Annotated in this window: 12 protein-coding genes; 4 read left to right on the forward strand and 8 right to left on the reverse strand. The window is 50.3% G+C overall.

The window, feature by feature from the left end; translation table 11 throughout:
• Positions 1-511: 511 nt before the first annotated feature.
• From ybaK to EII41_RS03905, 5 genes are all read right to left on the reverse strand, one after another.
• A complete protein-coding gene (ybaK, locus tag EII41_RS03885) occupies positions 512-1,006 on the reverse strand; it encodes a Cys-tRNA(Pro) deacylase (RefSeq protein ID WP_124752189.1) in 495 nt (164 codons plus the stop codon).
• Positions 1,007-1,221: 215 nt separating this feature from the next.
• Complete coding sequence (locus EII41_RS03890) at positions 1,222-2,127, reverse strand: Rpn family recombination-promoting nuclease/putative transposase (RefSeq protein WP_124789507.1); 906 nt, start codon at positions 2,125-2,127, stop codon at positions 1,222-1,224.
• Positions 2,128-2,359: 232 nt separating this feature from the next.
• Complete coding sequence (locus EII41_RS03895) at positions 2,360-3,268, reverse strand: DUF3108 domain-containing protein (RefSeq protein ID WP_260425471.1); 909 nt, start codon at positions 3,266-3,268, stop codon at positions 2,360-2,362.
• Positions 3,183-5,096 (reverse strand): Ig-like domain-containing domain, encoded by a 1,914-nt coding sequence (locus EII41_RS03900; protein ID WP_124789508.1) that lies wholly within the window; start codon positions 5,094-5,096, stop codon positions 3,183-3,185. Before EII41_RS03900 ends, EII41_RS03895 begins: the two co-directional genes overlap by 86 nt.
• Positions 5,097-5,164: 68 nt before the next feature.
• Positions 5,165-6,439, reverse strand: coding sequence for a DUF2851 family protein (locus EII41_RS03905; RefSeq protein ID WP_124789509.1), 1,275 nt, complete (start codon positions 6,437-6,439; stop codon positions 5,165-5,167).
• 111 nt (positions 6,440-6,550) lie between these two features.
• On the opposite strand from EII41_RS03905, the gene dapB reads away from it, so the two are divergent.
• Genes dapB through EII41_RS03925 form a run of 4 tightly spaced genes read left to right on the forward strand, consistent with a single transcriptional unit; the run spans position 6,551 to position 10,257 of the window.
• Complete coding sequence (dapB, locus tag EII41_RS03910) at positions 6,551-7,297, forward strand: 4-hydroxy-tetrahydrodipicolinate reductase (protein ID WP_124789510.1); 747 nt, start codon at positions 6,551-6,553, stop codon at positions 7,295-7,297.
• A gap of 5 nt (positions 7,298-7,302) precedes the next feature.
• Entirely contained in the window at positions 7,303-8,712 is a 1,410-nt protein-coding gene (locus EII41_RS03915) for a S26 family signal peptidase (protein WP_124789511.1), read from the forward strand.
• Positions 8,713-8,736: 24 nt separating this feature from the next.
• The gene (gene lepB, locus EII41_RS03920; RefSeq protein WP_124789512.1) at positions 8,737-9,579 is read left to right on the forward strand and encodes a signal peptidase I; all 843 of its coding nucleotides are present in this window, start codon (positions 8,737-8,739) and stop codon (positions 9,577-9,579) included.
• Between the two features lie 3 nt (positions 9,580-9,582).
• The gene (locus tag EII41_RS03925; RefSeq protein ID WP_124789513.1) at positions 9,583-10,257 is read left to right on the forward strand and encodes a WbqC family protein; all 675 of its coding nucleotides are present in this window, start codon (positions 9,583-9,585) and stop codon (positions 10,255-10,257) included.
• Positions 10,258-10,596: 339 nt separating this feature from the next.
• Here the strand turns inward: EII41_RS03925 and gldN are convergent, their stop codons facing one another.
• The 3 genes from gldN to gldL are packed head-to-tail and all read right to left on the reverse strand — an operon-like array spanning position 10,597 to position 14,450.
• Positions 10,597-11,709 (reverse strand): gliding motility protein GldN, encoded by a 1,113-nt coding sequence (gene gldN / locus EII41_RS03930; protein WP_124789514.1) that lies wholly within the window; start codon positions 11,707-11,709, stop codon positions 10,597-10,599.
• Between the two features lie 30 nt (positions 11,710-11,739).
• A complete protein-coding gene (gldM, locus tag EII41_RS03935) occupies positions 11,740-13,305 on the reverse strand; it encodes a gliding motility protein GldM (RefSeq protein ID WP_124789515.1) in 1,566 nt (521 codons plus the stop codon).
• A 56-nt stretch (positions 13,306-13,361) separates the two neighbouring features.
• Complete coding sequence (gene gldL / locus EII41_RS03940) at positions 13,362-14,450, reverse strand: gliding motility protein GldL (RefSeq protein WP_124752199.1); 1,089 nt, start codon at positions 14,448-14,450, stop codon at positions 13,362-13,364.
• Positions 14,451-14,457: the final 7 nt, after the last annotated feature.

Consider the following 14,457-nt stretch of genomic DNA (forward strand, 5'->3'; position numbering starts at 1 on the left):
AAATTTCGCTACATACGGACGCGCGTAAACTTACATACGGATGTAAATTTATTTTCTCCCGTATGTAAATTTTGCTACATACGGACGCAGGTGTTTTTGCTACCGTATGAGGCTTCGAGAGCAACCGTACGCAATCATTAATATTCCCTAACAGATAAAAGCCAACTTTAGGATCGACGCGGTTTTTCATGATTTTTTCGTGTTCCGAGAACGCGTGTGCATGGAGGGAGATACGCGGAATCCGCCCACATGTCTCGTATACATTATATATATGTATAGCGCGCTTCGTTCTCATTTTGCTTATAACCGGTTAAGCATGTCATGCTAAACGTTGCAAAGATAAAAGGATTCTTTTGGCAATCCAAATCTTTTTTGGTGTTTTTTTTATAAAAGAAATCGCCGGTACATGTCCGACATGTGATCTCCGAACGTACAAATCTTCGTAAGAGCCTTCCGAATGGATGCGAGAAAGACGTTATTTCAGGTCGGATGATGATCCTGAACGAAGAGGTTACGGCAGACCAGAAATCGACACGACAAGGTCTCCGAGGGTGGCCTCCGTCAATGCGATCAGATGATGTGGGGCGATCTTGAGCTGCAAACCTCGTCGGCCGGCACTCACGCAAATCCGATCAAACATCCGGCATGCTTCATGTATAAAAGTGGGAAAACGCTTTTTCATGCCAATGGGTGAGCAGCCGCCGCGTATATACCCGGTTACGGAGAGTAATTCTTTCATAGGAAGCATGGCGACACTTTTATTACCCGAGATTCGGGCGACTTTCTTCAGGTCTACCTCGGCATTACCGGGGATCAGACAGACAAACAAGCCGTTTCGGTCGCCGCGCAGAACGAGCGTTTTGAAGACCTGAGCAGGATCTTGTCCCAATTGCCCGGCAACATGCAAAGCCGTCAGATCATTTTCATCAACGACATACGACAACGTCTCATAAGGAATCCTCGCCTGCTCCACCAGACGCAAGGCGTTTGTTTTCTGCATCTTCATCTTTCAACTGCATTTGGCGGGCAAAGTTACACATAAAGAATCGAAAAAATCTTGTCGGGTAACAGGGTATACATATAAAAAGAAATCCCCCCGTGCGGACATACCGCACAAGGGAATTTCAAACCCTAAAAACTTGCTATGGCATCAATCCGTTATTTCACAACAACCTTATATACCGAGCCGTGTCTCTAAACGCCACAACACCGTATGTCCTTCTACAACTTTGCTATTTCTTCGGGAAGCAATCCGGTACAAGCCTCTATGACATCGACGGAGATCCCCGAAGCTTTCATCTTTTTGGCCGTTTCAAGAATTCCTTCCGCGAGGCCTTCTCTGCGTCCTTCCGCATGACCTTGAGCATGACCTTGAGCATGACCTTCCGCGAGGCCTGTCTCCCATGCTTTTTTTTGCTGCTCTTTAGCATAGCTTTCTACGGCCAAATTCGTCCGGTAAATATCCAAACTTCGCTGATACATGCGACGCTCTTTTGCCGGAAGATTCTCCACGTCACATAGCTCTTCGAGACGTTCGAAGAGCATCTTTCGAGCCTTGAATGGCATTCGTTTAAATGTTTCCATATGCTTCAATACAAAAATCCAACGTTCGAAATCTGTCGTACACGAGTGTTCGTCTTTTTCGAACAGCGGCATGGTAATAAATATCTGGCGCAGTTTATCGCAAAACATCTTACCCGTGTCCCTGTCGGACAAAATCACGTCCGTACGAAATTTGGCCTCTTCTCCTTCGAATGTAAAATTCATAAAAAAGACACCATAGACGGCCTTTACAGCATATTGCCAACCTCTTCCCTTTTGACCCTGTTCGGATAACGCACGAGAAACGTAATAGAGCGCACGCTCCTTGAAATTGCTCTGTGTCCGGTTCTGCATCTCCACGATAATCTGCTCTCCGCTATCGGTCGTACAGTACACATCATAAATAATCGAACGCATGTCTTCGTCTCCGGGAAGACGTTCACTGTTCAGAAATGTCAGGTCTTTAATCACCCTTTCGCCAAGAAGAAGACTGTTGAGAAAATCAATTAACAATTCTTTACTCACTTCCTGACCGAATATCTTTTTGAACCCGTAGTCCGTAAACGGATTAATAAACCGCGACATACACACCTCCTTTTCGTTTGACAACAAAGATACGTTTTTTTCGGTATATATCCAATCTTGGTTTTTTGAATGACGTTTTTTACCGTTTTTCTACAATTTGAGGGCCGTTAAGCTTCAGTATAAATTTTGTTGTGAGGTTAGGAGACTTATAGCGCTTATTATCGATCTCGATTCCCTTCGAAGCAAGATTACGTGTATTCAAATGACCCAAAGCCACCAATAATCTCCAGCATCACCGTTTGATTTCGATACGGCTATGGAGAGGCGCTCTCAGTCCGGACGCACTTCTGTAATGAATTTCGGCATAGCCGATTTTCAGTTTCGAGCGTATCTTGACGGGGATAAAGTTATCGTCATCGCCTACCCACAACTCGGCCGCGGCCGTGGTTTGCGTGAAAGCTTTATCGTAAATGTCGACTGAAAAATGGAGAGTCCGGTATTTGACGTTTCCGCGTTGGACGACCGCCTGTCCCTGATAGCGATAGCTGATTTTCACCAAATCTTTTCCGATAGCCACAGTCATCGGGAACGTATCTCCGGTTTTGAGTTTTTTCCGGTCTATGGTGCGCAAAAAGAAAGTAGCTCCCAGCATGTCGAACGCGCAACCCGAGCGCACGGTGAGCGTCGTATCGATTTTCGTTTCAGTCGGTGTATAGCGGCGCGAGTGTATCGAAGTACGTCGGTTCGGATACGAAAAAGTAAGTTCGTCGATCAGGTAATAATGATTCTCGTGCGTACGCTTCGAGCTGAACAGCAACGAATAGTCCGGAGCATAATAGCAATCCATCGTATCACGCATCCGATAGACGGATTCGAAGAGATTGACCGTACGGAAATGCAACCGGTAGCGCGAAGCACTCTGCCCTTGATAGGTGGCCTTCCCGAACGAGAGAGAGGCTTCACCGGCGCGTGACATGAGCAACCCCCATTTAAAATAGATGTCGTAGTTTACCGTCTCGCCATGATTGATTGGCGGCGTCGAGGGGAGACATTGCGCCCGCGCATTCGCAACAAACAAGAGCGCGCAAATCGCCTTAATAACGATGCGACCGTATTTAAAACGGCAGCCCGATGGGGCCGCCCGACGAGCGTCCGGAGGACCGGCCTTCTTCTTTGTAATCACGTTTTCTTCGCGTAACATCTTTAGGCTTGTTTTTTGTAATTTCCGGCAGTTTCTGTCGAGTGACGGGCGTATCAGTCACGTCCCACGTTTCCTCAATCTCCCAGTTAGCCCGCATCGTATAGATTTTCGGTGAATAATACACCGTTTCGGGCTGTCGTTTCTCGGTATAATTGCCGGTATCCCACACTCCGTTCTCGTTCGTATCGACAGTCAGCCGGGCATAATATTTCTCGGGCAACAGATTGGAGAACAGTACCCCTCCGCCTTTAACCCGGCCTTTCCGCACAGGCTCGTCATTCGCATTCAACAGTTCCACGAAAGCCGGCTCGGCAACTCCTTCGATATTGAGATAGAGATGCCCGTACTCCTCCTTTTTCCGGATCTGAAACGATGCTTCGTAAGTTTCGTTATGATGTCCGTAAATGCTTTGCAACTGTGCCGAATCGATGGTGACGCGATAGTTCGCACCGTATTTCCACGGATGCCGGACGTGATATTTCAGCAGATCAAGGCTGTCTTGCGCCAATCTGAAATCGACAGGCGTCCAGAGCGTATCGTTTTGCTGTTCGAGAAGGATGGCTTCGCGTCTCGGTTCGATGACCGGCTCGTTGAATACGAACGAAACGGTATCGTGTATCTCAATCGTACCGGAGGCTTTGGACTGAAGCGTCAGGAAAACTTTCGGCTCGGCCTCGCCTTTCTTCGGTTTCTTCGGCGCGCGTTGCTTACGGAACGTGAGATGAATCGTATCCGTTTGCGAACGCAGTCTGTTCGTCGAGTCGCTCTTCAGGTAGTCGACTTGGAGATGCAGCGTATCGCGTTTCCAGACCATCGAATCCGTAATCCAGTAGTGCAGAGCCGTGTTTCCTTCGGCCGGCTGCATCAGGAACCACGGATCGCGGTTCGGCCGGTCGAGCAGCGTGAGCTGCGGCAACGAGTCGGTCGGAGCGTTGAATTTGAGCACAAATCGGTTAGCCTGCGGTCGCTCGGGGCGAAGCATATATTGACGGCGGAATTTCTCTTTGAAAAGGAACAGGACGATGTCGTCGGGCAGAAAGCGGGTATACTCGACCGTACGGATCGTATCGACCGTAACGGAATCTTTCCAGGCCGTATCCTGACGAAGGGCCAGTTCGAAGGTCGGTGTCACGAGCGAGTCGAGAAACGCGATCTCTTCGCCCGGCTGATCGAACAGGTAATCACGGTTCGCATCTTTCAGCGCGTAGAGGCGATACGTTCCTTCGGCGATGTTGCGGATGGTAAAGCGTCCGCGATCGTTCGTTTTCGACGTTCTCAGGAAAGGAGTTGTCGTAAAAGCGGAGTCGGCCGGATCAGCATGCAGTCCGACCATGATGCCCGGCATCGGCTCGAGGTTGGCGGCATTAAGCAGGGTACCCGAAATCTCCAGCGAGTCGATCGTTTCGCCCGTCGAAAAAGCAAAGCTGAAATTTTCGAACACGTTTTTTTCGTTATTGTCCGACACGGAATTCGTAAAATCGATCGTGTACGTCATGTCGGGTTTCAGCGTATCTTTCAGTTCGACGCGAATCTTTTTACCCATCACCTGTATGCTCGGCAGTTCCTTTTGAGGGGGGGTGATGATGACATTTTCGGAAGGTTTCTCGATCTGAATCAGTTCGTCGAACAGAATTTCGACCCGCTTGCCTTTGTAGCCCGTCTGATACGGCGCAGGCGTACTGCTCACGAACTTCGGGGGCTGTTCGTCGTATGGTCCTCCGTTGGGCGAAGCCATGTTGGCACACGAGACCAGAGCATAGCAGCACCATAACGCCTGCACGATACATCCGATGCGATGCAGCATCTTTTTTTCTCTGTCTTTCAGCATCACCGTCTTCTCTGTTGTTTCTCTTTTTGCCGCGGCAAAGATAACGTAAATGCGGGCAGAAATGAAATTTATTTTGCGGCAGTCTTGATCAGCCGGAAACCGATACGACAGTAGAGGCATTTCCGTTTGTCGCAATATTCACGCCGCAGCTGAATCAACGCCTGAGAATCGCAGGCATTCTTGGCCGGTACTCCGGCATCGGTAAAGACTTTGACGATGCTATTGCGTTCAGGCGGTATCTGTTCGAGCAGACGAAGCGCCTGTTCGCCGTATTCCGGTTGCTGCTTCTGCTTACCGTACGCAAAGAGGACAGGTGCCACCGTGTTAATCATCACAATATAGGCCGCATGGAGACCGATCGGTTTCTTACGTGCCGGCGACGGGAAATCAAAATGATAATGCGTATCCCAATATGTCGACGGAGGAACGTTGAAACATTGCTGCAATTTCTCGATCGACGGATTTTCGAGTATTTCGGAAAAAAGCGTATCGTTGTGCGTCCAAACGGAAGCCAGCTGTGCCAATCGCAGATGCGGGAAATTGACCGGGCGCGTGCGCAACCGTTTGAACAGAAAACCATCCACCGGCCTCAGGCCGTATTTCTTTTGCAGAAAGGCATATTCGAGTCGAAGCGTTTGGTAATATGCGTCCTCTTTCTCGGCGGAGAGCAGTCCCGCCTGACCGAAGAGCAGCGCCTCAACCTGCATGCTGTTGTCCCGATGTTTCCGGATATATTTAAATGGCAGGCTCACAGCCAGCCATTCGAAAGCGTCGCTATTCGTTCCGAAGCCGAAATTACGGGTCAGCGTGAGATAAAAAACTTCGTTCCAGTCGTATCTCGTTTGCTGTAACCTCTTGAAGATGTCTTCCGTCTTCCGCTCCAGACGCTCGCCAAGCAACGCGCTCAACCACCCCGACAAGAAGGGAGGGCTGATTTCACGAAGCCTCGCGGCACACGCTACCGAGCCGTCGCGCGACAGCAACCAGTCGATGCTCTGCTGCACCTTTGCAGGCACATGCAATACGACTTGGGGCAACACTTCGCCGTTACTGCGACAAACAGAGGCATCGTTTTCTCCGACGACGTGCAGAATCACCGAGTCGTACGCGGGATTCCGGTCGTGCCCGTGCCGCACCCAATCGGATGCCTTTCCGTGAATTTCGATATCACCGGCCCAGACCGTTCCGGCGATGCGCAGTTTGGCGTTGAAGAAATCCGCTCCCGCGTCCGTGTTTGCAAAACCCGGATCGATCACTGCTACCGGATCACCGTCCGTAGTACGCAGATCGGCTTCGTCGTAAAGCCGGTATTTCCAGAGGTATTGTAAGACTCGTTCTTTCATTTTGCAATAGTTTTGGAAAACTTTGCCCAAATATAATACAAAATCCTTATATTTGCGCCTTTATGAGAAAAAAGTTTACGGTAACGATAATCAGTCAGAAGAACTAAGCAGATGAAAATAGCATTGATAGGCTACGGGAAGATGGGGAAAGCCGTCGAAGAAGCTGCCCTGAAACGGGGACATGAGATCGTTTCGATTATCGATGTCGACCATCATGACGCCTTCCGTTCGGAGGCTTTTCGAAGCGCCGACGTGGCCATCGAATTTACAAGACCGGATACCGCGTTCGATAATTACATGCAGTGCTTTGCGGCCGGTGTGCCCGTCGTCAGCGGAACGACCGGATGGCTCGACCGGCTCGACGAAGTCAAAGCGATCTGTCGTAACGAAGGACGGACTTTCTTCTATGCATCGAACTTCAGCATCGGCATGAACCTGTTTTTTGCCGTAAATGCTTATCTGGCCAAACTGATGAACCGCTTCACCGACTACGACGTACAGATCACCGAAACGCATCACATCCATAAGTTAGACGCACCGAGCGGGACCGCCATCACGCTGGCCGACGATATCCTCAAGGCTATCGACCGCAAGACACACCGTGTATCGGGCAAGGCCGAACATCCCGAAGAGTTGGCCGTGCTGTCCGTCCGCGAAGGAGAAGTGCCGGGCATCCACGAGGTGGAGTACGATTCGGAGACGGACTTCATCCGTATCTGCCACAGTGCGAAAAGTCGTGCCGGTCTGGCACTGGGCGCCGTGCTTGCGGCAGAGTTCACCGTGGGAAAAACAGGCTTCCTCGGAATGAACGATTTACTTCAAATCTCTCTCCCTAGAATACAAAAAAATAACGAATAATAACAATGAAAAAAATTACAACACGCCAATGGATCAGTTTCGGTATCTGGGCCACCCTCTACACACTGTTCTGCATCTGGATGGAAAACTGGTGGATGCTCTTCGGTCTGATTGTACTGGTCGATATCTTCCTCACGAAATTCATCCCATGGGGCGCATGGAAACGCTCGAAGAATAAGAGGGTGCGCGAAACGCTTGAATGGATCGACGATATTGTGTTCGCGCTCGTAGCGGTCTACCTGATTAATTTGTTTGTCTTTCAGAATTACCAAATCCCGACCCCCTCGCTCGAAAAGACATTATTGGTAGGAGATTACTTGTTCGTCAGTAAGCTAAGCTATGGGCCGCGTGTACCGAACACCCCGATTTCGTTCCCACTCGTACAAAATACCTTCCCGATACTGAACTGCAAGTCGTACCTCGACTGGCCGCGATGGGGGTATAAACGTGTAAAAGGCTTCGGACAAGTGAAACGCAACGATATCGTCGTGTTTAACTTCCCCGCCGGCGATACGGTGGCGCTCAAATGGCAAAATCCCGACTATTACTGGCTGGTAAACGAGGCCGGACGGGAAGCGGTACACACGAATAAAGATTACTATGGCGACATCATCTATCGTCCCGTAGATAAACGAGAAAATTACGTAAAACGTTGTGTCGGAATGCCGGGCGACTCACTCGCAATCCGTAACAATGCACTGTACATTAACGGAGAAAAACAGAAAGACCCGGCCCGGATGCAGCTCTGCTACTTTGTCGAAACAGACGGAGCGATGCTCACCGAAGAGCAGTTCCGCAAGATGGATATCAGCAAGAGTGACCGCAAATTCGTTTCCGTCCCGACATCGGACGAAGAAAAGTTCTATTACGAATATCTGCCGTTTCTCGGCTTCACTTCGACGGACGGACGATACAACCCGATCTATCGCCTGCCGCTGACGCAGGAGGCGCTGGAGATTATGAAGAAAATCCGGTCGGTGAAGCAGATTAAAGTAGAGCCCGAACAACTGGGAGGTACGACTTATCCCGCCGGTTACCGCACAGGGTGGACGCGCGACAATTACGGCCCCATCTGGATTCCGAAGAAAGGCGCGACGATCGAGCTGAACGAGCGCAACCTCGCGCTCTACAGCCGTTGCATCGGCAGTTATGAAGAGAATACATTGGACGTACGGGGCGGCCAGGTATTCATTAACGGACAGCCGGTTACGACCTATACGTTCAAATACGACTACTACTGGATGATGGGCGACAATCGGCACAACAGCGCCGACAGCCGTTCGTGGGGCTTCGTGCCCGAAGATCATATCGTCGGGAAGCCGATCCTCATCTGGCTCTCGCTCGATAAAGATCGCAGCCTCTTCAATGGCGGCATCCGCTGGAGCCGGATGTTCCGTACGGTACGCGCCGACTGATCCAAAACGCTGCACGTTGAAACAATGGCACGCCGGCTGATACGATACTTGACAGGCTTAGTGATCGCCGCCCTGATCGCATTAGGGCTGCATCTCTTCTGCGTCGGATCGTACAGCATCTCGACCCGTTCGATGAGCGACGTGCTACAAGAAGGCGACCGGGTGCTGGTGAATAAAATCCGCACCGCCTCGAACCCCGGACGCGGCCGGATCGTCCTGTTCAGAGGTCATCGGACACAAGGCCGTCAAGCGCCTCTCTTCTTGAGTCGCTGCGTGGGGATGCCGGGCGACACCGTCATCGTCGGCGAAGACGGCTTTCGCATCGCCGGACGTCTGTACCCGAATCTTCCGACAGCCGAAAATATGTTTCGCATCCGCAAAAATATCAAGGAACCGTTGATGGAATTGATGCGCGATCTGAACATCCCCTACCGTAGTGCCGGAGAAGATTCGCTAAGCCTGACCTTTCGCCTGACAAGCCGCGAAGAACTTCTTCTTCGTGACAAACTCCCGCAGTTGCCGGATATCGAATGGCTTCCCGGCGAGCGTCGCCGCCACACGTTCGTGATTCCGGGCAAAGACCTCCTTTACCGAATCGATTCGATTTCCCTGCTCATGTGTCGTGAGGCCATCCTCGCAGAATACGGTAACCGGGTATCGATTCGGAATGGAGAGCTTTATGTAGACGGGAAATATACCCGTTACCTCTTCTTCCGAAAGAACTACTATTGGATGTTATCGGATAATGAAGCTGAGGCGGTCGATTCGCGACACTTCGGGCTGATTCCGGAAACCCGAATCGAGGGCAACGTATGGTTCCGCTGGTACAGCAACGACCGGAAGCGCCTGTTTAAACGCATCGAATAAGCGATGAGCGCCGTCTGCCTTTCCACCGCCTATTTGGCGCCTGTCAGCTACTATTGCAAACTGTATGCCTTCGATACCGTACGACTCGAAGCCTGCGAGAACTACCAGAAGCAGACCTACCGCAACCGCTGCCGGATCGCTACGGCCAACGGCATCCAAGAGTTGACCGTACCCGTCGAAAAATCGCCGACACCGAAAATCCTGACACGCGATGTCCGTATCTCCGACCATGGGAACTGGCGCCATCTGCATTGGAACGCATTCGTCTCCGCCTATAACATGAGTCCTTTCTTCGAATATTATGCCGACGACTTCGCACCGTTTTACGAGAAGAAGTACACTTTTCTGATCGATTATAACGAGGCCTTGCAACACCTCATCTGCGACCTGATCGACCTGCGACCGCAAATCATCCGTACCGAAACGTACGAGACCAATCTCCCGAACGATTTCCGAAATGCCTTCCATCCGCGCCATCCGCACGACGATCCTTCTTTTCACCCTCAATCCTACTATCAGGTGTTCCGCGAAAAATACGGGTTCCTGCCCGACCTGAGCATCGTAGACCTGCTGTTTAACATGGGGCCCGAAGCGCTGCCGGTGCTCAGCGACTCATGCCGGCAGACCGATAATGCAGATCGGCCACTCTCTCCCCAAAAACAAGCGGCTTCCCGTTGAATTGACCGGAGAAAAGTTAAAATTCCTGAACGGATTTATTAGCCGCGTCGATGATTGGTTAAAATTCCTTTCGGAATTTATTCGGCACAAATTGCTTCGTTAAAATTCCTGAACGGATTTATCTCCTGCAAATTGAGTCGTTAAAATTCCTGAAGGGATTTATTTCCCGCAAACTGGGTGGTTAAAATTCCTGAAGAGATTTATCTCCCACAAATTGGGTGTAATAAATCACAGTTGTGATTTATCTCCCGCAAATTGGGTGTAATAAATCACAGTTGTGATTTATCTCCCACAAATTGGGTGTAATAAATCTGCGTGCGGAAAGATGAAGAGGATGCCTTATCTTCTTCGCCGCACGCTGCGTGTTGCAGCCGGCTTTTCTGCTTTTGTCTTAGGCGCTTTGGCCACCTTTTGCTTCGGTGCTGCTTTTGCCTTTTTCGTCTCTTTTTCTTTCTCGTTGGTCGCTTTTTCCTTTACAGACGACCGACGTCCTGCTTTTCCGGCTTTCTTCTTACCGGTTGCCGCCTTTGCCTGCGTGGTCGTATCGGGTTGAAACCACAACGCTTTGTTGAACGCGACCAGCTCGCCCTCGATTTTCTTTTGCTCGCGTTCCAGCGAGTCGGGCGTAGGACAATAAGCCTGCAACGGAATATTCAGCAGATTCTCGGTCTTGATAATCTTGCCGTCGAACATGCGGCGACGGAAATAATCGTCGATCGTAAACGTCTTCGCGTTGTTTGTGTTCGACGTCATGATATACGTGTTCGATACGTAAGGACGGACATCTTCGTAAACGACCCAGAACATCGGCGAACGCTCCGTACCCATATCGCCTTCGTAGAAGATAATCGGACTGATGGCCAATGTCTTTACATCGTACAGAGAATTATTCTGATCAAAATACCATGCTTCTTTCACGTAGAAAGCTTTGACTTCGCCCGAAGGAACGTCGCTTTCGTTGATGACGAAACGCTGCCGCCCATCCCGCCCGGGCACCGTCTCATACATGATCGAGAAACGGTCGAGAACGGATTTGAAATCGACGAGATGATCTTCGTCGAACGCTTCGTAACCGTCCAGATATTCATAAGCTTTCAGCTTTCCCTCGCTCACCAGTTGGAATATCGTAGAGAAGAGATTCATCGAACCGTTCCTCGGATTCACCGGATAATAGAGGGGGGCATTTTTCTCTTCCAGCATGTTCAGCTCGCGGTATATCACACGCATCCATCGCGCGTTGCCGATATTCTGCGTCAGTTGCTCGTTAAGATGCTGCGCACGTACGGTAAGCTCCGGCAAGCCACTTTCGTTCTGGTTTTGCCGGTTACGATCGCCGCCCCGGCTCATCTGCGGTGTACGACGCGTATTGCCCCCATCCTGCGCTTGCAGCATGACGCCCGACAAGAGCGTCAGCACACTTATTATAACCGTAAAAAAAACAATCCGTTTCATCTCTTATCTTTACTTGTTATGCTCTACAATTTATTGAATGATTACATCGAAAACGACCGGGTCTTGCTCCACTCCCTCGGGAGTAACGGAAACCGACTTGATATAAAACTGTTTTCCGCGTTGCAGATTGCGGATATAGCTCTTTTGTCGGTCGGTAAACGAGTTGTTCTGCGATACCTCGATCAGCGAGTTCCCCATCGAATCGGAATATGTCAATGTAAAATTCTTCACCCGGCATTCGATGTCGAGGATGCCGTCGTCGATAGCCGACATGATACCGGTCGCTTCGACGAGGGCACGTTTCGAAATACGGCCTCCGGTAAACTTCTTCGTCACTCCGTTGGCGTCCGTATATAAAATGTACGGTTGCGCCTTGGGCAACTGACGCACCTTGAACGGATAATCACCGATCTTGGTCTGCACGCCTCCGATACGGGCCGTTACGGAAATCACGGCTTCCTTGGCATTCATATTCGGAACGGCATATCTTTTCCCGTTCTCCGTACGGATCTGTCCGTTCGTCATCGTGGCTGTCACATCGCCGCTGGCCACGCCGGGTACGGCAATATCGATCTCGTTCTCGCGCACACGTCCGGCATACAGCACACGCATCAGCGCCGATGCTACCGTCGCACTTTTGGCCGATACGGAATATTCGCTGTCGAAGTAGTACGGATCTTTGCCCGGCACCTTCAGATAACCCTGAATAGGGAATGTTCCGGTCGAACCCGTTCCGACCGTATAGATGCCTTCGTAGTCGCTCACCTCTTTTTCACTCCCTCTGGGGCCGATAAAAAGCTGCGGACGTTGCGTCGAATCGACAGCTGACAGTACGATATTCGCCTGATAAGGAGTTCCGCTCATCACGATCTGACTCTTGGGAACGACTTGCGCTACGATCTTATTCACGCGGTAATCGCCCACATCGACACTTTTCGCAATATCTGCCAACACTTCGCCTTCTACATAACGAATATCATTTTGATATTTCGTCAAGATCGTAACGGCAGCTGCCACAGGAATATTTTCAAACATAATCGACTCCCACGAACGAATTTCTACTCCCGTCTTAGACGGCACCTTCGTGTTCAGTGCACGCTGCAACATATTGCGCAAATCGGGATCGTCGACTAAGGCGACCACATTCGCACGATACGTTTCCAAGCGCTCTCTCAACTTTTTCCCTTCCCCGACAATAGGCGCCGTCATCACTTCCGACGAGGCATCCATGTTCTCCTTATTCTCAATCTCATTGACATCGCCTTCTTTTCCGTCGGCTTCCTGTACAATCCTGATTTTAAGATTCTGTAAGTAGTCGACCAGTTCGTCCGATTGTCGTTTGACATCGATCGCCTTACGGTACCATTCTCCCACTTTCGTAGGATTTTCCGCATTGGCAGCCTCCATGGTTTCCAACGCTTTTTTGTTCCGTACAGACGCTATCGTAGCGGATTCACGCAGTCCTCTTTCCACCAAATCAAATCCGTTCAGTACCTCCGATGAATAATTTAATGCCATCATGGCGATGAACACCAAATACATCAGGTTGATCATTTTCTGACGCGGTGAATTGGGATTATTTGCTATTCCTGCCATTTAATCATTCTTATCAATGGTTATATCGTTGTTCAAATCAATCAACATTTCGTTATTTATCGCTGATTGGGATAAGGAGGTTGTTGCGCGTAGCCTTGCGGCGGATAACCACCCTGATACGGCGGTTGCTGAGGCGGATACATCGTCGCTCCGCCCGGCATATTAACCGTCATGGCTTGTAACAGACGTCCGTAAACCTGATTCAGCTGTGCCAAGAGCTGTGCCATCCGTTCGTTCTCGTTACGGAAAGCCGTGCTGTCCATCACGGAATTGTCGTACATGTCGCGGATACGGCTCAATCCCGCGTTGATCTGCTGGATCGTATCCATCTGCGAGCGCAGACCGCTCAAATGCACGGAATAAAATTCGTTTAATCCCGAAAGACTCTGGTTCAACTGCTCCATCTGCTGCACATATCCGATGGTCTGTTTTTCCGAATGTTCATTCTTCGATCCGGCAATCATCTCGCACGAATGAACGAGCGAGTCGGAGACTTCACTCAACGAATTCGTCACGACATTGAAACGTTCCAGATTGGCTGTAACACTCGATATTTGTTCGATATAGGTCTTTGTCGCATCCGTCAGATCGGCCATACGGGAAATCTGCTCGGCCGCATCGCCCAATTTCTGGATGCTGTTGGCCAAGTTCTTCGTATCTTCTTCCGATACATTCAATCCCATCGCCGCCATACCGAGTTCGGCATTCTGAGCCGCCGCACGGGCATTCCCCGTCAGCGCACCGCCACCGGACTGAGCCCCGGACAAATCACCTAACACAATGGTTCCGCCTCCCAAGTGTCCTCCACTACCTCCGATGATCACCTGCCCTTCACCGTTCCCGGCACCTCCGCTACTGAAGTCAGGGCGGTCTAACGGATTCTTCGACTTCAAGACCGGAAAGACTTCTTCCCAATGATATTCGTTGGCAGGACGCTCAAAACCGGACACAAAGAATACAATGGCTTCAACAATCATCGCCACCGTAAGTATTTCGTTGCCATATTGCAAGTGCAGAATCTTGAACAACGCCCCGATGATCACAATCGAAGCTCCCCAGCTATACACGAAATTCAGTGTCCGCTTTCCGTTCTCGGACGAAAGAAACATTTCGATCCGGTTCTTATATCTTCTATATTTTCCCATAATTCTT

It is taken from the genome of Tannerella forsythia, assembly GCF_003860135.1.
GTDB classification, from domain to species: domain Bacteria; phylum Bacteroidota; class Bacteroidia; order Bacteroidales; family Tannerellaceae; genus Tannerella; species Tannerella forsythia_A.

Coding starts and splice junctions, on each gene's coding strand:
- EII41_RS03895 (WP_260425471.1), bottom strand. CDS start 3,268: ATGTTACGCGAAGAAAACGTGATTACAAAGAAGAAGGCCGGTCCTCCG.
- EII41_RS03890 (WP_124789507.1), bottom strand. CDS start 2,127: ATGTCGCGGTTTATTAATCCGTTTACGGACTACGGGTTCAAAAAGATA.
- EII41_RS03905 (WP_124789509.1), bottom strand. CDS start 6,439: ATGAAAGAACGAGTCTTACAATACCTCTGGAAATACCGGCTTTACGAC.
- lepB (WP_124789512.1), top strand. CDS start 8,737: ATGGCACGCCGGCTGATACGATACTTGACAGGCTTAGTGATCGCCGCC.
- EII41_RS03900 (WP_124789508.1), bottom strand. CDS start 5,096: ATGCTGAAAGACAGAGAAAAAAAGATGCTGCATCGCATCGGATGTATC.
- gldN (WP_124789514.1), bottom strand. CDS start 11,709: ATGAAACGGATTGTTTTTTTTACGGTTATAATAAGTGTGCTGACGCTC.
- EII41_RS03915 (WP_124789511.1), top strand. CDS start 7,303: ATGAAAAAAATTACAACACGCCAATGGATCAGTTTCGGTATCTGGGCC.
- ybaK (WP_124752189.1), bottom strand. CDS start 1,006: ATGAAGATGCAGAAAACAAACGCCTTGCGTCTGGTGGAGCAGGCGAGG.
- EII41_RS03925 (WP_124789513.1), top strand. CDS start 9,583: ATGAGCGCCGTCTGCCTTTCCACCGCCTATTTGGCGCCTGTCAGCTAC.
- dapB (WP_124789510.1), top strand. CDS start 6,551: ATGAAAATAGCATTGATAGGCTACGGGAAGATGGGGAAAGCCGTCGAA.
- gldL (WP_124752199.1), bottom strand. CDS start 14,450: ATGGGAAAATATAGAAGATATAAGAACCGGATCGAAATGTTTCTTTCG.
- gldM (WP_124789515.1), bottom strand. CDS start 13,305: ATGGCAGGAATAGCAAATAATCCCAATTCACCGCGTCAGAAAATGATC.